We start from the raw sequence: 26,826 nt of genomic DNA on the forward strand, positions 1-26,826 counted from the left end.
GATTATAGCATAGTACGATGAAAATAAAAGTACTTAGATTTTTTGCTGTACATTGCTTTATTGTAGTACTGGCTGTATAATTAGCCTGAAATGAGGTGATTTCAATGAAAAAGGAAACGGGTGTTCCTGAACGCTGTGCAACTATCTCTGCAGTACAGAAAATCCTTGGGGGAAAATGGAAGCTGGAGATTCTGTATTACATAGGTTTTCAGGATATTCAGAGATTTGGGGAGCTGCGCCGCCATATTGGAGGGATTTCCGAGTCATCACTGACAACACAGCTGCGCGAACTTGAGGCTGATGGATTTATCCACAGACATGATTATAAAGAAATCCCGCCTAAAGTAGAGTATTCCCTGACTGAACTTGGGAAAAGCTTTATGCCAGTAATGGAATATGTGAAGGCATGGGGGGAGGAGAATCTGGGGAAATGATAGGCATGAGGGGAGGAGAATACGGGGAAATGACAGGCATGAGGGAGGCTTTGTGTGAAGTTTGAGTTAGTTTATGTGCGGGGGAATGGGGGACTTTCTTTTTTTGGTAATGGTCGTGATAGGATGCGGGGGAGCGATAGGCTGGATATGATGATAGGATGCGGGGAGCGATAGGCTGGATATGATGATAGGATGTGGCGATAGCTTGGATAGGATGATATGGTGTGGTTATTGACTGGATATGATGATTTGAATGTGGCCATTGACCGGATATGATAACTTGATGTGTATTTAAGGACATGATATAATGAGACGATGAAAAAATGGAAGATACATGTGATATTATGGCAGGGGTATCATAATAGCAGGAGTATCATAATAGCAGGGGTATCATAATAGCAGGAGTATCATAGTGTCAGGAGTATCATGACAGAAACGGAGATAATAGAATGAAAAAAGGCGAGATTTACGAAGGCATTGTCGAAAAAATAGATTTTCCAAATAAAGGAATACTTATGATAGATGGGGAACGCGTGGTGGTAAAAAATGCAGTTCCGGGACAGAAAATCCAATGTGTGGTTACAAAGAGGAGGAAAGGTAAAACCGAGGCAAGGGCGCTGGAGGTTTTGGAGCGTTCGCCTTTGGAACTGCCGGAGAATGCATGTCCCCACTTTGGCCTGTGCGGCGGCTGCATTTACCAGAGCCTGCCTTATGAAGCACAGCTGAAAATCAAGGAGGAACAGGTAAAATCCCTTTTAGACGGCGTGGTGGAACCGGATAGCTATGAGTTTATGGGAATCAAGGCCAGCCCCCTGGAAAAGGGATATCGCAACAAAATGGAGTTCTCCTTTGGCGATGAGGTAAAGGATGGACCGCTGGCGCTGGGAATGCACAGGCGGGGAAGCTTTTATGATATTGTTACAACACCGGACTGCCAGATTGTACATCCGGATTTTTGCAGGGTTCTGGTGGCTACGAAGGAATATTTCGAGGAACTTGGGACTGCATTTTATAAAAAGCTACAGCACAAGGGGTATCTGCGTCATCTGCTGGTACGCCGGGCAGTGAAGACAGGAGAAATCCTGGTGGATCTGGTTACCAGTACCCAGAGGGAGTATCTGGGCGGCAGGGATGAGGCGGCTGTGTTATCCGGGTGGAAGGAACGCCTGCTGGCCCTGCCTGTTGACGGCCGGTTTGCAGGAATCCTCCACACGGAAAATGATTCCCTGGCCGATGTGGTACAGAGTGATGCAACCCATGTTCTTTATGGACAGGACTTTTTTTACGAGGAACTGCTGGGGCTTCGGTTCAGGATATCCCCATTTTCCTTTTTCCAGACCAACTCCATGGGGGCAGAGGTGCTGTATGATACGGCCCGCGGCTTTGTAGGGGAGACAAAGGATAAGGTGGTGTTTGACCTTTACAGCGGCACAGGGACCATTGCCCAGATACTGGCGCCCGTGGCTAAAAAGGTTGTGGGTGTGGAAATCGTGGAGGAAGCGGTAGAAGCCGCAAAGGTGAACGCCAGACTCAATGGACTGGATAACTGCGAATTCGTGGCAGGGGATGTTCTGAAGGTGATTGATGACCTGGAGGATAAGCCGGACCTGATTGTCGTGGATCCGCCAAGGGATGGAATCCATCCAAAGGCATTGGGGAAGATAATTGAATTTGGGGTGGACAGGATTGTGTATATTTCATGTAAGCCAACCAGCCTGGTGAGGGATTTGGTGGTGCTGCAGGAGAGAGGATATAGGGTGGAGAAGGTTTGTGCGGTGGATATGTTTCCGGGGACGGGGAATGTCGAAGTGGTGATAATGATGTCACTTGTGGAGTGAGGTGGAAATTTAGATAGATAAACACAATATGTTATGGTTTTTCAGATGAAGAAGCATGTTTAACCACTATACGTTATGGCTTTTGAGTGGAATAACAGTGAAAATCAGCCGATTTCCAGCTGTGAATTTAAGGGTAAAAACGCATAAGAGTAGATGAGATTCCCTGGTTTGGGTAGTGAACCAGGGGATTTTCTATTACTCGTAACGCTGTATAGGAAGGGAAGGCGGCAAGGCGGGCTTTCACGGAGCAGAAAAAGTCCAAAAGCAGGACAAGGACCAGTGGAAAGCACCAGGCCAAATACGCCCTGGCAGATATCATGGTATGCGGGGAGTGCGGTCATTACTTTAGGAGGGTCACCTGGACAAACCGTCAGGGTCGGAAAGTACCGGTATGGAGGTGCAGTAGCCGTTTGGAAAACGAGACACAATTCTGCCATAATTCCCCGACCATATCGGAACGGGACATACAGGGAAGCATCATGAAGGCCATACGGACTTTATTGCCGGAGGAAAAAGGGCAGGATGAAATATTAAAGGAAAGGATGCTGGACAATGTTGCTATCTTTTATGAAGCCTATACCTATGAGCAGCTGGAACGGATTCTGGTGGGACTATCTGCTAGGTTGAAGTATTATGAAGGGTTAGACGCATCAGACCTGGCACCTGATAAAATACGTGTTCAAAAGAAGATGGTTATCATTCAGGAGGAAATCAGAAGCATTGCAGGGGCGTATGAAAAAAATAAAACTGTACCATAAGATTTGCAGGGATAACCTGCTTCAAGAAGTAGAGCAGGCGGTTGCAAGCCATTATTGAGTATAATGAAGCGATGGTACGCAGGCTGATAAACAAGATAGAAATAAGATCAAAGGATAGATACGATATGACCCTAAAATCCGGTCAGGTGATGGAAATCTCAATGTAAGGATGTACATAGGAGAATGAACCATAGGGAATGATGACCGGTATCCTGGCACAGGATATCGGAGCTGATAGGAGAACGGGAATCTGGTATTGAATTAATCTGTTTGGCTGAAAACCTTCAGATGTATGCTGAGGTTTTTATTGTTGGCAGATGATTTAAATGAACCATCGGCAATAACAACTGTTTTTTATATAAATAAATGGTACAATATACTCAAGAAAAAATATAATTATTATAAGAGGGGGATATATTATGGAGAATACAGATATTGAAATTTTAATTGAAAAAATTAGCAGTTTAATTGAGAATCTAGATACATATGTTGCCAGTTTATCTAATCAATCCATATCCTGGATAGAGATTGGCACATTAGGCGTAGCTCTTTTGGCAGTTGCAGCTACTTTTGTTTCTATTTACGGGACTATTAAATGTGATAAAAAGAACCGTGAAGCAAACGAAAATATAGCTAGGCAATTACAAGCCTCAGAAGATAAACGTGCAGAAGCAGCGATTGATGCAAACTTAACTGCCAGTGCCCGTATTGAATGGATAGAAAGAGTTCGTCAAGCAACAGCAGAATTAATAACAGCATGCTACAGGTATATTGAATCGAAAGAAATCGAGCAAATAAATAAAAATTTAGAAACTGTACAGGAAAAAAAGTCCTTATTTGTTTTGTATTTTGGACCAGACAATGATGGTTCAAATGAAGTAATGGCCTGTGATTTGTATGATAAAAAAACGAATAAAGGTAAAAATGATAAAATAGTTTTATTTGTGGATGATTTATATAATGAAATGGTGAGCTACCATTTTAATCGTATAAGTGCTGATAGGTGTAGAAAGGAACTTGCGAAATGTAGTGAATGTGAGTATATGAATAATGAGGGGGAGCGGGAGTCGTACTTATGCCAAAAGGATGAATATACATATTATAATAAAGAAGATTGTGAAAGGATGAAGAGAGAGCAAAGTGAAGGTTTGGAATGCTATAATAAAAATATGCTATTTGCTTCAACACACATTCAAAACCTAAGTGAAATTATGCGGATATATGGTAAAATTGAATGGAATAGGGCAAAACAGGGAAAGTAAGGACAAATTTTCTGTTATAGTAAGAAATTGAAAAGAATATTCCGAAATTTCTGAAAGCGATTAATGGCGACTATATGATACCAGACAGTGAAAACATGGAGTTTCGGGGAGATGAGGAAGTCATCGCGGAATACAGTTTTTGTTTCCATGACACAAGCGAATCAGAGGCATAGAGTTTTGTAAAATATATTATTCATGAGACAGAGTATAAATTCAATAAGGAAAGTTATAAGTTGGAAGCATAGGAATCCATGTAAAAAGATTGGGTATGAGCTGACTCGATGGAATGAAACAGCATATTTGGGGATAGGGTAATGTGAGAAAAGGAAATTATTGAAAAGCGGTCAACCTCTTTTGTTATCAGGAAAGCAGGGGGATGGCTGAAGCTGCTATCCTCGCTAGAAGAACAGGATGAGGCATTTGCTGTCTTAGATGCAATGGAATCGGGTGGTGGTATCGTCCGTTGGCAATTTGCCTGATTATATCTGTGGAACTGTTTTAACCAGTCAAACTTTAGCTGAATTATCGTTTCTGTCGAGGCGTATGGAGTGGACGAGTGAGATTGAAACGTCTTTATTTAACGGAGCGCTTGCAATTATGTGACTTAATACGAAACAAACAAATGTTCCCTCGAGGTTTGCGCAATAGAGATTAAACCGATATAATAGGGAGAGGGAGGCTGTGAGATGATTCGGTTATTTGAATTTATGGATTTAGATAAGATTATGAACATATGGTTGCAGGAAAATTTGGAAGTCCATTCTTTTATAGAATGTAAGTATGCCCAGAAGCATACAGATACTTGATTTCACGGAACAGTGTGTGAAATATGATGTGCCATTCTGGTTTAATCAGACTGGAGCAAGATTCAAAAAGGAGGATAAAGTGTATTTGATAGATTGGAAGAATCAAATGAGTCAAGCGCAGAAAGCCAGGGTGAATTATAGATACTGAAAGCTACATTCTCGTCTTGATATTGATAAAATAGTTTAAGATATAAATGCATTAAGAACGTGTGTATTTATTGAATAATTAATGCTAAGATATATATGGGCAACTTAAGGCAAAGACGGATATGGGTTCGTATATTTTTAAGGATATAGTGTATTGCAATGACTACTAACGATTTTTGCAAAATGGTTTTTCCAAATCAAGAAGAAATAATTAAGAATCGCTGTATTTTGTGATAGTAGTATTAAGAAGCTATTTTTGAATTAAAGATGGAAAACATTAATATTGATTATGATATATGGGAAAATCAGACTTTCGAATAATACATAAAGCTGGAGATAAAGATGGATAGAAGAGGGATTAAATGGTCAAAAGAGGAAACTATATTAGCATTTGATTTATATTGTAAGATGTCATTTGGAAAAATATCTTCAACTAACAAGGAGATAATTGAGTTGGCTACTCTTTTAGAACGTTCACCAGGTTCAGTAGCTTTAAAGATGCATAATTTGGCACACTTTGATCCAGAATTGCAAAAAAGAAATGTTACAGCAATGGCTCATGGAAGCAAGCTGGATAAGGAAGTATGGGGGGAGTTTAGTAATGATTGGGAAGAATTATCGTTTCAGGCCAGAAAGATATTGGCAAGAAAAAAAGAAGAAGCGGTTGAGGGTATTTTAGCAGATGCTGAAATTCAGACGTTACCAGAGGGGAAAGCAAAAGACCAGATAGTTCGGAACCGGATTGGGCAACATTTTTTTAGAATGGCTGTATTGAACTCTTATGATAATAGGTGTTGTATTACTGGCCTGGCTATTCCTGATTTGCTTATAGCCAGCCACATAAAACCATGGAAAGATTCAGATAGTAAAACAGAAAGAACAAATCCTATGAATGGATTATCCTTAAATGCTTTACATGATAAAGCATTTGATAAAGGATTAATCAGTATCACGACCGACTATAGAGTTATTATTTCATCAGCTTTGAAACATTCACTAAAGGGTAATAATATGGAAGATTGGTTATTGGAATTTGCGGGAAAAAAATTAAAATGCCAAGTAAATTTGCTCCTGATAAGCGTTTTTTAGAGTACCATAATGATGTTATATTCCAAAAGTAAGTAGGATGAAATAGTGAAATTACAAAATAAGATGGATTATCTTTAGTGGGAGGAGAAAAATTTACATATAAGGTAACAAATATATTATAAGCATGGAAAGTTGATTTTTTTCTGACTAAATATCATGAAATGAGGAATAGCTAAATATAAAGTTTAAAAATTTTTTGAAATCTAAAAATTAAAATGAATTATTAGGTTGATTAAAGCGTTTATGGTGATTGACAAAAGGATATAGTTGGAAGGGAAAGATATGAAAATTTATTCATCACTTACTGTTTTTTCAACATTGGATGTTGAAAAGACGGCTGAATTTTATAATAAGAAGCTAGGCTTTAGACGAGTTGACTATTTGCAGTCACAGGAACCACATATTTGTCTTTATCGTTCTTCTGTAGAGGTAGTCCTCATACAGGCAAGTAATGGGCAACGGGCAATTCCGAATCGAGAACTATACGGTTATGGTGAGGATGCTTATTTTATAACAGATGCACAGCAGGAACTGCAGGATGAGTTTGAAGCAGCTGGTGTGGAAATTATTGAGCGCGTTCATATAACAGATTGCCATAACCTTGAATTTTCGATATGTGATAGCGATGGGAGAAAAATTATATTCGGAATGAAGCAGTGGCTGACTGTTGAAGATAAAATATGGCAAGAGCTTTATTCTCGTGCAAAAAATTTAACTGATGATAAAAAACTATCTGATTTTATTCGGGTGGGTGGTGTAGCTGCCGCAATTATGACGGATAAAGGGAACATCTATACCGGTGTTTGCATTGATGCCGTATCTTCTCTTGGGATGTGCGCCGAAAGAAATGCAATGGTCAATATGATAACAAACGGCGAAAGCAAAATCAGTAAGATTGTCGTAGTTAAGGAAAATGGAACCGTAGATGTGCCGTGTAAAGCCTGTCATGGGTATATGATGCAGCTTGACAGGGACAGTAGGAATATAGAGATATTGATAGATGCTGAAATGTGGAAAACAGTAATGCTTGGTGATTTGACATCATACTGGTGCGGAGATAAGCAGTAATGAAAGACAAGTATATCATTAAATTACGGCTTTCGGCAAGACACAGCCACATTTTGCAGAAGTCTTTTTGTATACTCAAGCCATGTCGCAACTTGTTGTTTAATGTCAAAAGCATAAATTATAAGAAGGTTGATGATTAACTAACAAGGGAGCGGAATGCTGATACGTCATCAAAAACAATGCAACAAGAAATGTTGAAACCTGTTGTTTGCTGTCGAAAAAATATAAATTTTCAATGGTTTAAGAAAATGCTGTATATAAGTATCAATAGAATATAGGGTATGATTGATCAGGATGATGGTTTGAAAAAAATTGAGGTCAATATACAGAACGAAAATGTGTGGTCACTATCCTGAAGCAAACAGCCGAATTATTCTAGCGAGATAAGTTGATAAGCTCAACAGATATAAAAAAGCACCTGTGAAAAAGGAAAATTAGAACGTGACTCAAAGACACTTATATTGATTTCTAAAGTAACTATAATAAAACGTGGGAGGAAGATTGTTTATGCCAAAAAAGAAGAATGATATTACAATACACAGCTCTGCCGCGGAGTATTTGACTTATGTGGCTTCAGTAGGGGATAGCAACGATAGTTTTGAAATGCGTTATGAGGATGAGAATATCTGGCTGACACAAAAAATGCTTGCGACTTTATATGATGTGGATGTGCGGACAATCAATGAACATATTAAAAAAATTTATACAGATGACGAACTGGCGCAGGAGTCAACTATCCGGAAATTCCGGATAGTTCAAACAGAAGGTTCTCGTCAAGTGAATCGCGAAGTGATTCATTATAATCTTCAGATGATTATTGCAGTCGGCTTTAAAGTTAACAACGACCGCGCTGTAAGATTTCGCAAATGGGCAGGTCAGATCGTTAAGGATTACACAATTCAAGGTTGGACGATGGACAAAGAGCGCCTGAAAAAAGGGCATATGTTCACCGATGAGTATTTTGAACGTCAGTTGGATTATATTCGTGAGATACGCCTGTCCGAGCGCAAGTTTTATCAGAAGGTTACTGATTTATATGCCACAGCGTTTGATTATGATAAAGACGCTAAGACTACACGGCAGTTTTTTAAAATGGTGCAGAATAAGATGCATTGGGCTGTACATCGGCATACAGCAGCAGAATTGATTGTAGAGCGTGCTAATGCAGAAAAAGAACATATGGGCCTGACAACATGGGAATCAGCGCCAGATGGGAAAATTGTCAAAGCAGATGTTACCGTTGCTAAGAATTATCTGAGCGAAAAGGAAATGTCCTATTTACAGAGAATCGTTTCACTGTATCTCGACTATGCGGAGTTACAGGCAGAACGAAGAATACCAATGAGTATGGAGGACTGGGCAAAGCGCCTTGATGGATTCCTGGAGTTTAACGGGAACGAGTTGTTGATGGGGCCGGGAAAAGTCAGTGCAGAACAGGCAAAGCTTCATGCAGGGACTGAGTTTGAAAAATATCGTATTGTTCAGGATCGTTTATTTATTTCAGACTATGATAAGTATTTGTTAGAATTAGAACATCAAGCGGATCAAAATGACGCTTAAAGATAATTATGTCGTTTCCGTTAAGGGAGAAGTATGTCCTCCTGCCATCATTATTATCCACTCAACAAATGTGGAGGTGGTGACATTGATGTCACTTGTGGAGTGATAAGAAAATGGGAATAAATACCACAATATATTGTGGTTTTGAGACGAAAAACGGACCTGAAATGACAAAAAAACAGCTGTGTTTCTGAACCATGAAAATAGCGGTTTTAATGATATCATCTGATTTGAGACTGATAGGAACGCGGTATTTCCCTAAAACCTGCATGAAGAATGGATGAGCTGTATGATAAGATATAGAATTAAAAAAAGATAAAAATTGTTGGTTATCGGGATGATAACCAGCAATTTTCAAAAAGCAGTATGATATTGGGAAATGGTTGATGAGGTTGAAGTAGGCAGATATGCTGCCATTATGGTTTAACTGGTATGGTCTGAAGATTAAATTATAATGGGGAATACTGAGATTTCCTGGGGGAATGATGACGGAATTCGCTGTCAATCAATGATTACTAACCGGTTAATCTGTGATATACTGTAAGTTATACAGGTACAAGGAAGGGGTGAACCTATGGATTATGAGAGAATTGTTCAGAAAAGGAATCGGTATCAGGCAGTAAGGGATTCCATTCCGGAACTTACCCTGCAAAGCTATGAGAAGGCATTTGAGATAGAATATACCCATAACTCCACAGCGATTGAAGGTAATACACTGACCCTTATAGAAACCAAGGTTTTGCTGGAAGATGGGATTTCCATTGGGGGCAAACACCTCCGGGAACTTTATGAGGCAGTGAATCATCAGAAGGCATACCGTTATGTGAAGGAGTGCATTGCAAAAGAACTGCCGTTGAATGAAAGAATCATCAAAGATATCCACGCTATATTGATGGAGAATATATTTGTGGGAGGTATCTACCGAGATGTTGATGTATATATATCGGGTGCACAACATACGCCTCCATCCCCCAATGAAATGTACTCCCAGGTCAAGGATTTTTATGCGGACCTTACATGGAAGGGCAGGGAGCTGAACCAGATTGAACTTGCAGCCTGGACACATGCGGAGTTTGTGCGCATACATCCGTTCCCGGATGGAAACGGCAGGACATCCCGGTTGCTTATGAACTATCAGTTGATGGCAAATGGATTTCCTGCTATTTCGATAGCAAAGGAAAACAGGCTGGAATATTTCAATGCATTGGAAGCATATGCTGTAGAAGGGAACTTAGCCCCATTTGCAGAGATGGTTGCCAATCTGACAGTGCATCAACTGGACTGTTATCTGGAGATGGCAGGAGCGGGGCAGGAGATGGGACAGTTCCCATGCATATAGGAAAAATTAAACAATGATGGTGTTGCGCTGGATGCAGGGATGTGTCTGGCGCTTTTTAAATACCAAAATTCTGGTTGTTATATGGTTGGAAGATTCGTTGATAAAGATAGGTGGAATTAAGTGGTCAGCTTAAGGGAAATCCCCCGGTTTGAGTAGCAAAACGGAGGATTCCTGCTTTGAAGATGATTCGGGAGAGATCCTAAAGGTAAGTGAACGCAGATGGCAGATAGAGACCTGTTTCCGGATCATGAAGACGGATTTTGCCGCAAGACCTGTGTATGTACAAAGGGAGGACCGCATCAAAGCCCACTTCCTCATCTGTTTTTTAGCATTACTCGTTTACCGGTGTCTGGAGAACAGGCTTAATAAACGTTACACCTGCGGGGAAATCCTTTCTGCCCTAAGAGGCTTTGCCTTTGCGGATGTACAGGGACAGGGTTTTATCCCTATATACGAATCCACGGAATTGACAGATGGACTGCACAAAATAAGCGGTTTTGAAACCGACTATGAATTCCTCACCAAAAGCAGGATGAGAGAAATCCAGAAAATGAGCAAAAGAAGACAAGCTAGTTAAAATTCCTTAACGCTTCCTAAAAACAGGAAAAAGACTATATATCAAAACGGAACAACACCGCTGTAAAACCCTGATAGAATGGGCATTATAGCGGTGTTTTGTTAAAATGACTGTCAAAGACGGGAATTATATCATTTGTGTGGTGCATTTTCAATCCTACTCATATAATAATTGAGTTACCAGAAATAGTGGCTGCATTTAGGAACCCAGCAAAAAAATGGGTATCTTTTTCAATTGGGTTCTATGCATGTTGAAGTATCCACAGATGTACCTGCCAGATGAATTTATGTGGACAACGCGCCATATTTATCTTTGTTTCACGTACGTTTCTCCGGAGCTATACACCGTCATTTTAGGTTTAACAATTGATAAGATACAGTAATTTTCCTAAAATCTTTGCTTATGCTATATTGGAGACAGGATGTGAGGGCGCAAAATGAAGAAAAACCGGCCTCAGAAATCGATATCACTTGAAGGATTACTGAAAGGGCTTAGGGAGCAGAATGAATATCAGGCAAGGATTATATCTATGCAGGAAGAAAACCATCAGTCTTCAAAATAAGCAGAACGAGGAACTGGCCAAAAGCAGTTATTGTTATCAGGGATCCCTTCGAAAGAAACCAGATGAAATCAGTCCAGAGGTGGAAAATCTAATCCAATGTGATTTCAGGGCATCCAGGCCAAACATCAAGTGGATTACGGATACCACAGGGTTTTCGATTCCAGATGAGGAATTAGATTAACATCTACACTGGTACAATGAAACCTGTATTAAGCTATCTTTAGGTGGAACGAGTCCGCTAAACTGTAGGAGCAGTCTGGGGGAACAGCTTAGGTCCAACATTGTGTCCACAGCCCCTGAGGAAAGAAAAGTAGAATTTAAAAAAGAACAAATGTTCTTTTCGGCCTTGCAAAATAGATACTGGTCCGATATAATAGAGGGACAGGGAGGCGGAGGAATGATTCGATTATTTGAATTTCGGGATTTAGACAAGATTATGAACATATGGTTACAGGGAAATCTGGAGGCCCATTCTTTTATAGATGCAGGGTATTGGGAGAAAAATTTCGATTCCGTAAAATCAGTGTTGCCCAATGCGGAGGTATATGTGTACGAGGAGGATGGAGAAGTCCTGGGATTCATCGGTATGGATGCGGATTACATTGAAGGGATTTTTGTGGCGGCAGGACACAAGGGGCAGGGAATTGGCCATCAGCTGATTGGAGCAGTGAAACAGAAGAAGCGGCTGTCCCTGCATGTGTTTGAAAAGAATACCGGAGCGATGTCCTTTTATCTGGCAGAGGGGTTCAAGGTATGGGAGAAGATGACAGAAAAAGAAACTGGCGAGACGGAATGCCTGATGGTCTATGAAGACGGACAATAAGGGGTTGATGTGAGCGCGGGTACTCCTGGAATGTTTGGTTGAGGAAACCGGAGGTAGTGGTATGGCGACCTGGAATCCATGGCATGGATGTAAAAAAATCAGCCCAGGCTGTGCGAATTGCTATGTTTATCGGAGGGATGCTGAATTTGGTAAGGATAGCAGTATTGTAACCCGTACCTCCAGCTTTGATATGCCGGTTAAATGTAACCGCAGGAATGAATATAAGCTGCAGCTGAAGGGTGAGGATGTGTACACATGCATGACTTCTGATTTTTTTCTGGATGAAGCAGATGCATGGCGCCCGGAGGCATGGGATATCATCCGCCGGCGGGGGAATCTGCACTTTGTTATTATTACCAAACGTATCCATCGGTTTGCAGTGGGATTGCCGGAAGACTGGGGAAGCGGATATGAGAATGTGACCATCTGCTGTACCTGTGAGAATCAGGACCGGGCCGATTACCGCCTCCCTGTTTTTCTGGATTTGCCAATCAAACACCGGACAATCATTCATGAGCCAATGCTGGAACAGATTGATATCCGGAAGTATTTGGCTACAGGGAAGATAGAAGGGGTAACCTGCGGCGGGGAATCCGGACCGGAGGCAAGAATCTGTGACTTTGCCTGGATACTTGATTCCATGGAGCAGTGTGTGGAATATGATGTGCCTTTCTGGTTTAAGCAGACCGGGGCAAGGTTCAAGAAGGGGAATAAATTGTATTTGATAGACCGGAAGGATCAGATGAGCCAGGCGCAGAAGGCCGGGTTAAATTATAAATACGGATGAACAAAATAGCTGCCCAATGGACTGTCAAGGTTGTGGCGCAGTTTTTCCTGTGTCACAGTGTACACCACAAATGAAAAAGCATTTATGAGGAAAGCATTTTCGTGGCGATTATCCCGCGCTTCCTACTTGTGGTGCTTTGCAAAATATGCTATACTACGCAAGAAATGATATCCGTATAGGGCGGGGGCAGTTTATATCTTTAATGATATTAAAGTCAGCCACCTTTGGTGGTTAGAACTGGAAATGTAAGCCTATACACACGTTTTGTGTGCGTGGGCTTATTTTTTTCGCCATGCCGCCTGATAGATAGGAAGGGATATAGACAATGGCAACGACTTTTTTTACTGCAGTTCTATCATTTGTAAGCACCAACATCGACGATATTTTTGTACTGATGATACTTTATGCACAGGTATTGGATTCCAAGAGGGTCATACAGATAATTGCCGGCCAGTATTTCGGAATCGGGTGTCTTTGCGCTTTGGGAACATTGGGGGCATTGGGTACACAGATCATCCTTCCACAGTATGTTGGGCTTTTGGGGTTCCTGCCGCTGCTCCTTGGTATCCGCTCTTGGAGGGACTGCCGATGCAGACAGGATAAATCAGAAACAGAAACGCAGAACAAGACTCAAATCAATTTTTTTAGCGTTACCCTGCTGACAATAGCGAATGGGGCAGATAATATCGGGGTATATGTCCCTTTATTCAGCGGATATACCCACGCAGATTTTATGATTACGCTATCTGTTTTTGCAGTGATGATTGCCTTATGGTGTTATCTTGGGTTCCGGCTTGCAAGTTACCCATATATTAAGAAAAAAATCACCCATTACCAACATATCCTTGTCCCGCTTGTATTGATTGCCTTGGGGATAAGCATTCTTGCAAAGAATTATCTCTTCTGAGGATATCTCAACAACAAAAGAGGGATTCCCCCTGCCAGGAGCAATGCCTACGTTTGTTGTTAACCAATCGCTATACGGCCTGCAATTTCCATGTGGGTTTGTTGCCTCAGGCGGCAGCTTGCTATGACAAGCTCGGGTTTCATGTTCATTCTGTTTTGGTGGATGGTTTGATGAGACAGATAGGATGTGAAGCAGTGACTCTTTTATGGCGGATGTTAAAGAACTTTGATATTGTAGTCAATGTTAAAATCTCAGGTATGTAGTCCATGCGGGCTGCGCTGGAGTGGATTCAGATATTTGGATACACGTAGAATTTATCGTGCCGATGATTGGTAAGGATTAATCATAACGAAAGATGAGCCGTTGTGCAGCGTAAAGCCATCGAAGTAAAGATTTAGTGAAATACAGAGTAAGCTCTGATGTTAAGAATAAAGTTATTAGTATAAACGATGAGGGTTTCCAGCTGATATTAATTGAGTTAAGACTATATTTCTTATCTAAGGTTTCTTATCTAAGGATGTAAATGGCATCTTCAAATCTTCATATCTATGATATAATTTTAGAACAGGAGGAGAGATGAAAGCGGTTTATTGATGTTACTTGTGGAGATGAGACGGAAAATCATTCTGGAATGGGAAAATCCGTTTATAATGTTATTCAGAAGAGTTGCGTTGACTGTTTGCTAAACTGTATCAGGCAGCCATTTACAGCCAGTCTGGAGATGCAGGCCCATGAGGCCGGGATTGGGTTGAGGATGGATTATAAAAAATGACAGTCTTTCTTAGACAAGGAATCTGTTTCCATAAGGATGGAAGTATGCTTGTGGCGTTCCATTTTAGAAATGTCCTTTTCCAAATTGACATATACATTAAATTTGTTGGACTGTGTGAACTAAATGTAAAACAGGAGATTAGATAATCAAAAGTAATATAGAAAATGCAGAGCAAGTTGATATTGTTACGGTGTAGCAGATTAAAAGAAGTTTGTGATATTATATATTGCAGTCTTTTAGATAAGGTAATTAAGGTGTCAAACGAATGGTAGGACGGTACGATGAAAGAAAATTTATGAGAGGGACATTTCACATGAAAAAGTACAAAATTTATAAGCATATCGGCAGCCTATCGCAAGTAAACAATGGGTGGATAAAGGAACTCAATCTTATTTCGTGGGATGATAGGGAGCCTGTTTATGACATACGGACCTGGAATGATGGACATACAGAATATGGAAAAGGAGTAACAATTACGGCAGGGCAAATGGCAATACTAAAAACCCTGCTTAATGAAATGGAGGTATTCTAACCCCCCATTTATAGGGACGCTGGACAGAGAGGAGACCTGGAAGGTGATAAGAAGCAAAATGCTATATTCTGATTTAAAAAGTATGTTGAGGGAATATAATTGGGATGACGGATTTGAAGTACCAAAAGAAATCCTTTCTGATTCCAACTGTGATTTGGCGTTGGCTTTAGAAATTTTTTATCTGGCTGACGGTTACAGCTATTTGGAAAAATCAGACAAGACGGCTGTTTTACAGAACTGGAATCCCTTTATCACGACTCTGTATCGTGATATACTTAATCACAAATTTCGAAAAACAGATACCCCCTTTACCAACCCGCTGAATGAGGTACAGAAATATAGATTCAGGAAAAAACAGGTTCCAGAGATTTTCCTGACAGACTTATAAGTTTATGTTTATCAGACTGACAAATCGGTATTGTAAGGGGAAACGAAGAATGAAAAAGACAGGTTTGATACCATTCATTGCTGTAACATTATGCCTGGCTGCCTGCGGAGCAGATAAAAATAACGAAGAACTGAAAGGCAGTACAACGGCTTTTGAGATTGCGGTGGATGCAAAGGAAAACGGGGAAGGGCCAATAAAAGAAAATGATAATCTATTAGATGATATTATTTATATAGGAGAGTATTTGGACAGCGATGTTGAAAATCCTAATCTTGAGATTGCCAAAGGCAGCGATGGTAAATATATAGTACAAATAGGGATTTACCGCCTGACTTCACTGGAGGACGGTGTCGGAGAACTGACTGCTGATGGCCTGCTTTTTACAGCGACAGATGCTGCAGGGAATCCAATCAGCGGCATTATTACGGGCGATGGACAGACAGCAACTGTTACTTTTACAGATTCAACATGGGAGTACCTTCCGAATGACTCATCTTTCCGGTACACAAAAGCATCTGATACCCCTGATTTGTGGAATGACTAGATTAAATGGTTTATTAGCTTGTTTTTTACCGCAGTTTTGTTATTTCCATCACTACTAAAATTAAGGACCATAGACAAGGGATATAAGACGAAATTACAAAATTCCCATTTATCGGGAGTTGCACAAAGGAGATTATTGGTATATGAAGTTTAGGGAAAAAGACATTCAGCTAACGACCGATGGAATGGGGATTGTGTTTTATTCACCTAAAACGAATACGGATATTCCTGAAGGTTATGACTTCCTTAACGAAGAATATTCAAACCCGGAAGATGTGGCAAAGCACATCAAAAAGGGGGATGTGTGGTGGGCTTTTGTACAGGGAGTAGCGGAAATTACATACTCAAGTTCAGAGCGGGATATCCAGATGAAAACCTGCTGGCAGAATTTCCTGTTGCGATTCGCTTGGGCATTGATATTCAAGACGAAAAGTTATGTGTGATTGATTTGTTCTGGTTGTCAGAGTGGGGGGCGGAGTGTCCTCTGGAACAAATTATTTCAATCGATTCGGGATATTATCATATTACTTTATGCACAAGAAAACCTGATTCAGGAAGTTGGCGCCGCGGACAGACGATATTTGTGTATTTAAACAAATTGGATTCCATGCCGGATTTGACATGGCCTGGCGTACCCTTACTGCTTCCACGGTGTGGGTAGCAAGTAACGCAGCTTCCCGTTTATCGGGGAGTTGCATAGAAAATTGAAGGGAGGAATCCTATGGGACTTATTTTATTAGTTGAAGACGAGCCGGGCGCAGTTGCACTCATGCGCCGGTACATTGAAAGCAGCTCATTTGAGCATAAACTTGCAGCATTTGCAAAGGCGGCAGAGGCTTTTTCGTATGCATCGAAAAATAAGGTAGATCTGTTCATTTTAGATATACAGCTTTTGGATTACCGGGGGACCGAACTGGCAAGGCAGCTGCGCTCCATGCCGGAGTATCGGTTTACGCCAATCCTTTTTACCACGGAGCTGGCAGGGGAGGAGTTGTCTGCCTACCGGGAAATCAAATGCTACGATTTCCTGGTAAAACCTTTCACGGAGGCTGAATTTCAAAGGACATTCCAAGCAGCTCTTGAGATGGGGGCGCAGATGCAGGCGGCTCCGGAAATCCTTCGGATTGAGCAGAAACAGTTTCTGTTCGAATATGAAATCAGAAACATCCTTTATATTGAATCGTTTGGAAAAAGGCTTTTAATCCACACGGCACAAAGTGGAGGAAGCGAGGTAACCGACCAGATTTCTGGTTACAGCCTGTTAAAGCTACTGGACATGGTGCCGCAGAACCGTTTGCTGCAATGCCATAAGAGCTTTTTAGTCAATCCGGTTCATATTTATAAAATAGACAAGGCAAACCGCCTGCTTTACTTGGAGGGGTGCAAAACAGCAGTCCCGATTGGTGAGAAATATCAGAAAGCAGTGTTTGAGCGTGGACAGCCATGATTATTTCTATCTTTTTGCAGAGTGTATTAGACGGGCTTCTCCTGTCTCTTTTAAACCTCGGGCTGCTGGGCCGGTCAAGGGGAAAGCTGGATCGGCTGATTCCGCTGCTGTTCACAGGTGTCTGCCTGCTCTCACGCCTGGGTCTTGGGGACCACGACACCGACATGGCATATGCTGTGCTCCCGGTAGATCAAATCGTATCGTTTCTGTTTTTTTTCCTCGGCGTGCTGTTATTAAACAGTTTGTGGTTTCAAAAGAGCGAGGGACATACGCTTTTCGGTACGGTTGCCGCCTTTGCGCTGTATCTCCTGCTGAGGGAACTCTGCTTATTGTTCCTGGCCCTGTGCAATCCGGCGGAGCCAGTGTGGTATCTCTATGCGGGCCGGGCGCTGTCCCTCGGCCTCTGGCTGGTGCTTTGGGGCACGGGGGCGCTCCGGTGGCTGCGGGAGAAGCTCTCGGATGGGGATCCAGTCATTTGTATGGTCTGCAGCAATACGGCCCTGCTGCTTTTGCTGCTGCTCCTCCTGTTTCGGTTTGACTTTTCTGTCATGCTCCGCTGGCTTCCGGTGACGGTGGGAGCGGTGGGGATGCTGGCGGTTTGCGACGTGATTGTCATGCTTCTTCGGCAGCACCGTGTGCAGGCCCGGCGGAGAACCGCGATGTTGGAGCAGTATCTTCCTTTGGTGGAGGAACTGATTGAACAGGTGCGGGCGCGTCAACATGACTTTAACAATCAGATGATGGCAGTTGCAGCAGCGGTTTCTGCTGCACACGATTTACAGGAAGCGCAGGAAGCTGTGACATCCCTGCTTCGGCATGTAAGGCTGGATGGCGCGGATAGGGAATTATTAAAATGTGACAGTAAAGTAATCAGCGGCCTGCTGTTTGGAAAAATGAAACAGGCCGAGTTAAAACAGGTCCGTGTGGAAGTGACGGTTGCAGGCGCGTTTCTCCGCCGCGCCTTATCTGAGGCTGACTGGGTGGAGCTGATTGCCATTTTGCTGGACAACGCCATCGAGGCCGCCTCGCCAGGAGATGTGCTGTATGCCCGGGCAATAGAGGAAGCGGACAGCCTCCGTTTTTCTGTTTTGAATCCCCACGCGGCCCTGACCAATGTGGAATTTATCCAGATGTTCCGGCGGGGCTGGTCAACAAAGGGGGAAGCCGGGCATGGATATGGCCTGTATAATGTCCGCCAGATTGTGGAACGGCATGGAGGCAAAATCATTACCGGCAACGATTGGCTCAACGGAATCCCCTATATCACCATTGGGGTATTGGTTTCATGAAAATAGAAGCATAGGATGACAGGGGTTTTATGGGCGGACCGTTTCGTTCCCATAAAACCCCTGTTTGTTCCCGCGGTCTTGTTTTTATGACGGCAGATGCTAATATAAAGGTGCAGATAAATAAAAATCAACTGGAAGGAAGTGCTGACATGCGAAACTTTATATTGGAAGGGAAGAAGATAGCCAGACCGGTCCTTGTCACAACGTGTCTCCTCACGCTGCTGACCTGTATTCTTTCCTGCACTCTTTATCGGGGGTATACCCTCCATTTTGAACTCGACCCATGGGAAATCGGCACGGAGTTTTTAAGCCTCTTGTTTCCCCTGTTTGTTACCATACCGATTTGCTGGCAGCTTTACTATGAGCGCCGGGACCGTTTTCTGACCTACACCCTGCCCCGGATCGGCAGACGCCGTTATTTGGCTATAAAGTGGGGGGCGTGTGCATTATCCGCATTTATCATTCTTGTGATACCCTATTTCATCTCCGCCCTGTTTGCGCTGTATGTCAGGGCGCCGCAGGAACTTTGGCCCATACCCAAGGGCTATGCCCACGTTTTCTCAAACCTTTACGCCAAAACGCCGGTCCTCTATGCATTATTGCTTTCCCTGTGGAAGGGGCTGCTGGGCGTCCTGACCATGACCTTTGGTTTCGTACTGGCCCTTTATGGCAGCAATGTATTCATCATCCTGACAGGCCCGTTCATCTATGTCATCTTGGAGAATTTCTTTTGGGCAATCCTTGACGCGCCGGGACTGCGCTTTGTAACAGCCTTTGAGCCTGCCAGCCTGAGCGCTCCGGCAGTCCATGCCACATCATTCATAGCGGGGCCGGCGCTGATGTGTATTGTGATGGGATTGGTGGCGTTTTATTATCAGAAGGTGAAGAAACGCTCCATTTACCAGGTGTAATCCCATGACGCGCCATTTATGTGGGAAGGCCGGCCCGGGGAGGTTTTTCCTGCTGTTTGGACTATCCCTTCTGTTCGGGCTGAGTGAACGGGTGGGCGCGCAAAGCTCACTTCCGGTTCATTTACTGGCAGTCCTGAATGACCAATACTATTTCACCTTCGCTGTGCTGCCTGTTTTCCTGTTTCTTTGTACCGGCGTGATGGAGGACGACACGCTTTTGGTGCTGACACGGTATGGGACCTATGGACGTTACTTTTTCCATAAATGGCGGGCGCTGTCAGTGATTGCAGCCTTGTTTTGGCTTGGTCAGATGGCCGCAATCCTGCTCTCCGGCCTGGGGCTTCCCTGCGCCGGAAGCTGGCCGGGAGCGTCAGAAGGTCCGTGGCGGGAGGTATTTACGCTGCTGCAAGGAATCTTCCCGTCGCCGTGGTCCGCAATCCTTTGCTGTGCCGGGCAGATACTTCTGGGGTACTGCCTGATTGCCCTGACAGCCCTTTGCCTGGGCCACTTCTGCAGCCGCGCCCTGGCGGTCAGGCTGCTCATGGCGTTTTATCTGTTGGCAGTGCTCTGGATTCAGCTGCCGGTTATGTCCCGGCCGCCCTTTGTGTTTTTGACCGGATTCAACCATTGGGTCTTTCTGCTCCACAATCTGGCCTACCCCTGGCGCCTTTTGCTGACCGCTGTGACCACGGCGGTTCTGGTGGCTGGAATGCTATGGCTTGTAACCCGAAGATGGCGATGGCGGTTTTCCGTTTCCAGGCGCGGTGGAAAAGGTCTGGCTTCTTATTACCTCAGGGGCCTGTTTGTTGGGAACAACTGGCTGCTGCTGATTGGCCTGATCCTCCTTATGACGGTTTGGACCTGGATTTCCAAGGGAGCGCCGGAGGATAGTACGGATTGGCTGATCCGCCTGTTTGCAGGACACGGCACCGGATACTTTTACCCGATGGGACTTTTGATGCTGCTGACAATGGAACTGCTTCCTCTGTGGCCCCTGGGAGTATTCTGCACCCAGGTGGCCGGGGAACGCTCCGCTTTTTTGACAGTCCGCCTGCGGCGGCGGACCGGGCTTTTGGGGGCGCTTCTTTATACCGGGCTTCTCTGGATTCTTGCGTATGGCTGTCTGCTGGCCCTTGGGGCTGTCATTCCTCCATTTCTGCTGGGCTTTTCTCCGGATATGGGGCTGACCGCAGCTGTAGTGGGGCTGAAAATTCTGGATGTTACATTTCAATTCTTAATAATCCTGTCTGCCCTCTGCGTGACGGGGCAGGCAACGGCTGGATTTGTGGCTGTCCTGCTGTTGCATTTCCTTTGTCTGCTGCCCATTTCGTGGCTCCCGGCAGGAATTTCCAGCCTGGCGCGGCTGAACCTTTTGCAGACAGGAGGAACCATCCCGGGAGCGGCTGCGGCTGTGTTACTGGCGGCCCTTTCCCTGGTCCTGATCCTCTGGCTTTACAGCCGGGGCATCAAGCTGCTGTTTAATCATTAAGGAGGATACCTATGGAACCTATTATTTCATTAAATCAAGTGAGCAAGAGTTTTTCCGGACGGCGTGTTCTGTCCGATGTATCCCTGGATATTGGGAAGGGAAGCACCGTTGGCATCGTTGGGGCCAATGGGAGTGGAAAGTCGGTCCTGTTCAATATTATCTGCGGCTTTTTAATCCCGGACAGCGGACAGGTTTATGTGAGGGGACAGGCCCTGGGCAAGGAACGAGATTTTCCTGAGGACGTGGGGGTGCTGATAAACTCCCCCGGTTTCATCGGCCTCAATACCGGATTGCAGAATCTGCGGTATCTGGCCGGGATCCGCGGCGTGGCCGGTGAGAAAGAAATCCGTTCTGCCATGCAAAAGGTAGGACTCGACCCCGAGGATAAAACAAAGGTGGAACATTATTCCCTGGGCATGAGACAAAAGCTGGGTATCGCACAGGCCATTATGGAAAATCAGGATATTTTAATTTTAGATGAACCTTTTAACACACTCGACTACAAGACCTACAATGACACGAAGGAGATTATCCGGATCCTCCAGGCAGAGGGGCGGACCATACTGATGACTTCCCACAATTATAACGATTTGGAAACACTTTGCACCCACATCTATACCATAGATGAGGGCAGACTGGGGCTTCTATCCAGTGAAGAAATGAAGAAGCAGCTTCGTGGCTGAGTAGAAGGTGTGCCATTCTGAGGCTGCAGTTGGGAAATAGACAGCGCCGGCAGATTTATCTTTATGGATTCATATATGGATGGCATTTGGACTGCAATCAGATAATACATGGCCTGCTGTATTTGGCTAAAACGCCTATATGGAATTGATTTTGAAACAAAGAACCGTCATATGGAAAGAAGCCACGGAGGAAGGAAAGGGGGCATTAAGGATAATGCCAATAACCGATTATTAATAGCCACCAGGCTCATTGTGGCGATTCTGCTGGTGGGGATGGTGATAATAATTATCCCCACCTTCCAAAGCGGATAGAAACGCAGATGAAGCGGACAAAACCATAGTGGAAACCACGGCAGGGCTGCCCGGTGTATTGGAATAGAGCGGAACCAGCCAGGAGGAGGACGAAGCTTACCAAAGCATTACGTCCTAGAGCGTGTTTGAAAATTAAAAGTTGCACAAAACATATGTTTCACTGCCCTTTTTCATGTTAAAATAAAAGAAAAAGGGGTGTTCGTTATGTTGAAGCGATATGAACTGACTGACCAGGAATGGAATCAAATTGCTCCTTTATTACCTCCTGAAAAATCGAACCGGCCTGGCCGTCCTTCTAAGGATAACCGCACGATGCTCAATGCTATGGTATGGATTGCACGCAGTGGCGCTTCCTGGCGGGATCTCCCGGAGCGTTACGGCCCTTGGGAGACGGTCTATAGCCGATTCCGTAAATGGATTGAGGATGGCTTTCTGGACAATATTTTCCATGTACTCAGTCTTGAGGCCGAATTAGAGGAGCTTAGTATGGACGCCTCCATTGTAAAAGCCCATCAGCATAGTGCCGGAGCTAAAAAAGGGGGCCAGCAAATCTGATTGGCCATAGCCGGGGCGGGGCCAGCACAAAAATCCATGCAATCGTAGATGCTTATGGATACCCAGTCTATCTACGGTTGAGCGAGGGGCAGAGGAACGATATCAATATGGCAATCCCACTGTTGGAACAAATCAGCCTGAATGGTAGCCAGGTCCTGGCTGATAGAGGATATGACAGTAATCAGCTGATTGATTATATTTATGACCACGGTGGGGAACCTACCATACCCTCCAGAAAAGGTGCCCGGTTCGAGCGTCACTGTGACTGGTGGCTTTATAAGGAAAGACATTTAGTAGAATGTTTTTTCCTAAAACTGAAGGCCTACCGAAGAATCGCGACACGTTATGATAAACTGGCCAGTACCTATCTGGGGTTCATATGCATTGCTTCAATCTTAATTTGGTTAAAATGACTAAGGATATATAATTTTCAAACACGCTCTAGGACAGTACTATATTATTTAAAAAGCATATATAAGATGAATACCACTACAATGGCTATTAAAATTATATTGGCATATGACTTTTTTTCATTATAATTTATGGGAACATAATCGTCGCTGTCACGGTGATTGGATACAGATGGCTGTTTATGATTCTTTATATCCTTTGCTTTCATTTTTGTCGGACTCATGGATTCCAGTTCTTTTTTGATTTCTTTTCGAAGGAGGAAATCATCATCAATTATATGGTTGCATTTGACACAAAATATATCTTTTTCATTGGGAAGATCGCTTCCGCAGTATGGGCATTGTTTCATAAATTATCCGGGTATGTGTTCAATATATCCCGTGTCCCCCTTTTTCACATATTATTCATTATCGACAAACTTAATGTCCATTGCAATATTAAGAGCTTCACATATCTGTAAAACCGTAGACAATTGTGGATTTGATTTTCCGAAAATCTTACTTACTGTTTGTTGGGATACATTTAAACGTGACGCAAGATCTTTCATTGGGATGTCTCTTAAGTCCATTATATGTTTAATCTCAGACAACAATTCTTTTGGGGTATTATATATCATATCCATTCTCCAATCAGCTTATAGGCTGATTATAAAACGTTTGATGCTGTTTCACAACATATAGGTTTAATGATTGTGTATTATTTTACAAATTAAGAGCTGATAAATAAGCTCACAGGGTGTATAATGCAAACGTGGAAATAAAGTAATCTTGGCCTCGGACCGGAATCGAGAATGTCAGACAACGCCTTGAAACACTGTGTGGAGGATACCTGCGGATACAGAGCGCCGCAGATAAGGGAACACGGGTAAGGATTTTCCTGAGGCTGAATAACCGGTAACCTGCAGGCGGATTAACCGGATATACCAGGGGCATCCAATTGTGCCTGATACAAGACAATCCATACAGAAAATACACAGGATTATCAGACACAATCTATTGTAGTGGTTACTCCTTTTTGATATACTTATAACAGAATTCACAACGGAGATACGAAGTAGGCAGGCCAAGCAGTTTTGTTATGAGGAGGACCAATGGATCGTTTATCAGATAGATTAAAGGGAGCAAAGCTGACACCGCAGCAGCGGAGGATAGCGGACTATTTTTTTAAAAATCAGGAACGGATCGGCAATATGTCATCCATGGATGTGGCGAAGGAAATCGGGGTCAGTGACGCGTCCATCATACGTTTTGCCAGGGCCATCGGATATCTGGGCTTTACGGATCTGAAAAATGATATATATAATTCCCTGATTGGGGAAACCAGTGCATCTGTGCGGAACATGCAGCTGTCGGAACGGTTTGATGTGCTGACGGGAAGATACCAGGAGGATGACATTCCGGGTTCCTTTGTGGAGATGATGAACTATAATATTACCAGGACCTTTCAGCAGAATTCCCTGGAGAGTTATGAAGCATTAGCTGATATGATCATCAAATCCAGGAGAAAATATGTAGTGGGGCTCAGGGGGTGTATGGGGGTTTCCAGCCACTTTACCAGACTGCTGGGATTTGCAATTAAGGGAGTGGTCCAGATGCCCGGCAGCAGTGAGACAGAAGTGGTGGGCGCGCTGCAGGATATTGATTCAGAAGATATATTCATCTTATTTTCTTTTGCACGTTATTATAAGATTGATATGTTGTTGGTGAACATGGCCAGGGAACATAAGGCCAGGATCTGTGTGGTTACGGACAGCCTGATGGCGCCCATGGTCCAATATGCGGATATTGCCCTTTTAGTGGAAACATCACATATGAGTTTCTTTAACTCCGCTATTGGGGTTGATATGATTGCTGAATACATCATAACCCTTGTGTGCCGAAAAAATAAGGATGAATATAGAAAGCGGGCAAAAGAGCGTGATACTGTGACCGAAGGATTCCGTCTGGTATTGTAAAATATATGAACGAATTGTTAACATTTTGTAGTGAGGTGACAAAACAAGCTGAATTTTCCCGGCTTGTTTTTTTTGTGTCAATCTTCTGGCACATATCTGAAATGAAAGAATTTATGTTAAAGGTCAGTACCTTATCCAATTAACAGCAGCAGTACAGCCTGTTTTGTCATCTGTCATGTTGTTGTCAGCCGACAGGGGGAGACTCCACAGCAGGGGGAGACTCCACAGCAGGGGGAGACTCCACAGCAGGGGGACTCCACAGCAGGGGGGGACTCCACAGCAGGGGGGGACTCCACAGCAGGGGGACTCCACAGCAGAGGGACTCCACACCAGCATACTACACCCTTCTTCCTTCGCCTTGCAGACGGACAAAATATTCAGTACTGTCACTATTATGAAAGACAGGATGGAGCACTGAGAAGTATAAGCAATAAAAAAGTACTCATAGAGATACGGATTGATGATGTCGTAAACACTACAAAAATTAACATTGTTAAAAAATATACTACAAACTAGATATTGACAGTAGTGCACACAACAATTATACTTATTGTACGAAATGAAAAACACACTACAAATAATCCGGATAATTGTAGAATGCACAACTTTGAAAACATAAACCCAGTTAAACAAAAGGAGATGAAGTAATGCTTATTTATTTAAGTGAGTACATACATCCGGATGCGGTCCGCTTAATCAGGCAGCGCGCAGAGATAACGGATAGTTTTGACCGTATACAGGATGTGGATGGAATCATATTACGCACCGTCCATATAGGACGGGACATCATGTCCCGGGCCGTGAACCTAAAAGTGATAGGGAAACACGGCGTGGGCTGTAATACCATAGATTTGGCCGCTGCAAAGGAATTAGGGATTCCCGTCATTAATACTCCCTTTGCCAATACCAATTCCGTAGCAGAACTGATTGTGGGGCTGATGCTGGATATAAGCAGGAATATATCGGCGTGCGATAAAAGAAGCAGGGGGGAAGGGTTTCCATGTATTGCGCCGCCGGAGATGACAGGAATTGAACTGACAGGCAAGACCGTGGGGCTTGTGGGCATGGGGAATATTGCCCGGCGTATGGGGGAAATCCTGAAAAATGGTTTCAATGCCAGACTTGTGGGGTATGATCCGTACTGTTCCAACGGGCAGGCTGATTCCTATGGGATTGAGAAGTTTGAAGATTTGGACCATATGCTGGAGGTATCGGATATTGTGAACATCAGTGTCCCGCTGACGCCTTCAACAGAAAACATGATTTCTTCAGCAAACTTTGAGCATTTCAGGAAAAATGCAATCCTGATAAATGCTGCCAGGGGAGGCGTGGTGAACGAGGATGATCTGTATCAGGCGTTAAAGGAGGGAAGGCTCAGGGCTGCTGCATGCGATGCATTTGTTGAAGAACCGCCTAATGGCAGGAATAAGCTGATGACCCTTGACAATTTCTGTGCAACCCCCCATATCGGAGCCAATACAGAGGAAGCGCTTTACCGGATGGGGATGGAGGTAGTGGAAGGGGTATTTCATGTAATTGATGGGATGGAAGTAAAAAACCGTGTGGTATGAATGAGGAGGATA

23 protein-coding genes and 4 pseudogenes are annotated in these 26,826 nt (G+C 43.5%); 26 read left to right on the forward strand and 1 reads right to left on the reverse strand.

The genetic code is table 11. The features are described 5' to 3' along the window. The first annotated feature begins 104 nt into the window (after positions 1-104). The 24 genes and pseudogenes from MCJ35_RS03740 to MCJ35_RS03845 all read left to right on the forward strand — a co-directional run bounded on the left by MCJ35_RS03740 (position 105) and on the right by MCJ35_RS03845 (position 23,291). Positions 105-434 carry a winged helix-turn-helix transcriptional regulator gene (locus tag MCJ35_RS03740; RefSeq protein WP_025482912.1) on the forward strand — a complete coding sequence of 110 codons (330 nt, stop codon included), beginning with the start codon at positions 105-107 and terminating at the stop codon, positions 432-434. A 449-nt stretch (positions 435-883) separates the two neighbouring features. Further along, positions 884-2,289: pseudogene (rlmD, locus tag MCJ35_RS03745) on the forward strand (23S rRNA (uracil(1939)-C(5))-methyltransferase RlmD). 300 nt (positions 2,290-2,589) lie between these two features. Then, complete coding sequence (locus tag MCJ35_RS03750) at positions 2,590-3,030, forward strand: recombinase zinc ribbon domain-containing protein (protein ID WP_081739036.1); 441 nt, start codon at positions 2,590-2,592, stop codon at positions 3,028-3,030. A 419-nt stretch (positions 3,031-3,449) separates the two neighbouring features. Further along, positions 3,450-4,292 carry a hypothetical protein gene (locus MCJ35_RS03755; protein WP_008722141.1) on the forward strand — a complete coding sequence of 281 codons (843 nt, stop codon included), beginning with the start codon at positions 3,450-3,452 and terminating at the stop codon, positions 4,290-4,292. 798 nt (positions 4,293-5,090) lie between these two features. Further along, a pseudogene (locus MCJ35_RS32505) lies at positions 5,091-5,246 on the forward strand (DUF5131 family protein); the annotation flags it as partial. 341 nt (positions 5,247-5,587) lie between these two features. Continuing rightward, positions 5,588-6,334, forward strand: coding sequence for an HNH endonuclease (locus MCJ35_RS03760; protein ID WP_240299363.1), 747 nt, complete (start codon positions 5,588-5,590; stop codon positions 6,332-6,334). A 282-nt stretch (positions 6,335-6,616) separates the two neighbouring features. Further along, a complete protein-coding gene (locus MCJ35_RS31850) occupies positions 6,617-7,402 on the forward strand; it encodes a VOC family protein (protein WP_349118379.1) in 786 nt (261 codons plus the stop codon). A gap of 507 nt (positions 7,403-7,909) precedes the next feature. Further along, positions 7,910-8,962, forward strand: coding sequence for a virulence RhuM family protein (locus MCJ35_RS03770; protein WP_025482907.1), 1,053 nt, complete (start codon positions 7,910-7,912; stop codon positions 8,960-8,962). A 574-nt stretch (positions 8,963-9,536) separates the two neighbouring features. Beyond that, positions 9,537-10,301, forward strand: coding sequence for a Fic family protein (locus tag MCJ35_RS03775; protein WP_025482906.1), 765 nt, complete (start codon positions 9,537-9,539; stop codon positions 10,299-10,301). Between the two features lie 175 nt (positions 10,302-10,476). Next, positions 10,477-10,878, forward strand: a pseudogene (locus tag MCJ35_RS03780) (transposase); the annotation flags it as partial. 436 nt (positions 10,879-11,314) lie between these two features. Then, positions 11,315-11,440 carry a hypothetical protein gene (locus MCJ35_RS31590; protein WP_275891750.1) on the forward strand — a complete coding sequence of 42 codons (126 nt, stop codon included), beginning with the start codon at positions 11,315-11,317 and terminating at the stop codon, positions 11,438-11,440. 397 nt (positions 11,441-11,837) lie between these two features. After that, positions 11,838-12,263, forward strand: a complete 426-nt coding sequence (locus MCJ35_RS03785; RefSeq protein WP_008722176.1) for a GNAT family N-acetyltransferase — start codon at positions 11,838-11,840, stop codon at positions 12,261-12,263. A gap of 61 nt (positions 12,264-12,324) precedes the next feature. Next, entirely contained in the window at positions 12,325-13,050 is a 726-nt protein-coding gene (locus MCJ35_RS03790) for a DUF5131 family protein (RefSeq protein WP_240299364.1), read from the forward strand. 325 nt (positions 13,051-13,375) lie between these two features. Continuing rightward, the gene (locus MCJ35_RS03795; protein ID WP_008722180.1) at positions 13,376-13,957 is read left to right on the forward strand and encodes a cadmium resistance transporter; all 582 of its coding nucleotides are present in this window, start codon (positions 13,376-13,378) and stop codon (positions 13,955-13,957) included. Between the two features lie 1,085 nt (positions 13,958-15,042). After that, positions 15,043-15,261, forward strand: a complete 219-nt coding sequence (locus MCJ35_RS03800) for a YdbC family protein (RefSeq protein WP_025482900.1) — start codon at positions 15,043-15,045, stop codon at positions 15,259-15,261. A gap of 43 nt (positions 15,262-15,304) precedes the next feature. Further along, complete coding sequence (locus tag MCJ35_RS03805) at positions 15,305-15,649, forward strand: DUF4274 domain-containing protein (protein WP_227796323.1); 345 nt, start codon at positions 15,305-15,307, stop codon at positions 15,647-15,649. Positions 15,650-15,698: 49 nt separating this feature from the next. Next, positions 15,699-16,193 (forward strand): hypothetical protein, encoded by a 495-nt coding sequence (locus tag MCJ35_RS03810; protein WP_008722184.1) that lies wholly within the window; start codon positions 15,699-15,701, stop codon positions 16,191-16,193. A gap of 142 nt (positions 16,194-16,335) precedes the next feature. After that, the gene (locus tag MCJ35_RS03815) at positions 16,336-16,635 is read left to right on the forward strand and encodes a hypothetical protein (protein ID WP_025482897.1); all 300 of its coding nucleotides are present in this window, start codon (positions 16,336-16,338) and stop codon (positions 16,633-16,635) included. Between the two features lie 278 nt (positions 16,636-16,913). Continuing rightward, complete coding sequence (locus MCJ35_RS03820) at positions 16,914-17,639, forward strand: LytR/AlgR family response regulator transcription factor (protein ID WP_025482895.1); 726 nt, start codon at positions 16,914-16,916, stop codon at positions 17,637-17,639. Continuing rightward, positions 17,636-18,928, forward strand: a complete 1,293-nt coding sequence (locus MCJ35_RS03825; RefSeq protein ID WP_025482894.1) for a sensor histidine kinase — start codon at positions 17,636-17,638, stop codon at positions 18,926-18,928. The genes MCJ35_RS03820 and MCJ35_RS03825 overlap by 4 nt, the downstream gene beginning before the upstream one ends. A 149-nt stretch (positions 18,929-19,077) precedes the next feature. Next, on the forward strand, positions 19,078-19,839 hold the full coding sequence (locus MCJ35_RS03830; protein ID WP_025482893.1) for a hypothetical protein: 762 nt from the start codon (positions 19,078-19,080) through the stop codon (positions 19,837-19,839). A gap of 4 nt (positions 19,840-19,843) precedes the next feature. Then, the gene (locus tag MCJ35_RS03835) at positions 19,844-21,328 is read left to right on the forward strand and encodes a hypothetical protein (protein WP_025482892.1); all 1,485 of its coding nucleotides are present in this window, start codon (positions 19,844-19,846) and stop codon (positions 21,326-21,328) included. A gap of 11 nt (positions 21,329-21,339) precedes the next feature. Continuing rightward, positions 21,340-22,011 carry an ABC transporter ATP-binding protein gene (locus MCJ35_RS03840; protein WP_025482891.1) on the forward strand — a complete coding sequence of 224 codons (672 nt, stop codon included), beginning with the start codon at positions 21,340-21,342 and terminating at the stop codon, positions 22,009-22,011. 516 nt (positions 22,012-22,527) lie between these two features. Next, positions 22,528-23,291, forward strand: a pseudogene (locus MCJ35_RS03845) (IS5 family transposase). A 398-nt stretch (positions 23,292-23,689) separates the two neighbouring features. On the opposite strand, the gene MCJ35_RS03850 reads toward MCJ35_RS03845, so the two are convergent. Continuing rightward, positions 23,690-23,905: a helix-turn-helix domain-containing protein gene (locus tag MCJ35_RS03850; protein WP_025482888.1), complete on the reverse strand. Its 216-nt coding sequence runs from the start codon at positions 23,903-23,905 to the stop codon at positions 23,690-23,692. 474 nt (positions 23,906-24,379) lie between these two features. Here MCJ35_RS03850 and MCJ35_RS03855 point away from each other — a divergent pair, with 474 nt between their 5' ends. Both MCJ35_RS03855 and MCJ35_RS03860 read left to right on the forward strand, forming a co-directional pair. Continuing rightward, a complete protein-coding gene (locus tag MCJ35_RS03855; RefSeq protein ID WP_025482886.1) occupies positions 24,380-25,243 on the forward strand; it encodes a MurR/RpiR family transcriptional regulator in 864 nt (287 codons plus the stop codon). Positions 25,244-25,890: 647 nt separating this feature from the next. Next, positions 25,891-26,814, forward strand: coding sequence for an NAD(P)-dependent oxidoreductase (locus tag MCJ35_RS03860; RefSeq protein WP_025482884.1), 924 nt, complete (start codon positions 25,891-25,893; stop codon positions 26,812-26,814). The last annotated feature ends 12 nt before the right edge of the window (positions 26,815-26,826 follow it).

It is taken from the genome of Enterocloster sp. OA13, assembly GCF_022440595.1.
In the GTDB taxonomy this organism is placed as follows: Bacteria; Bacillota; Clostridia; order Lachnospirales; family Lachnospiraceae; genus Enterocloster; species Enterocloster hominis.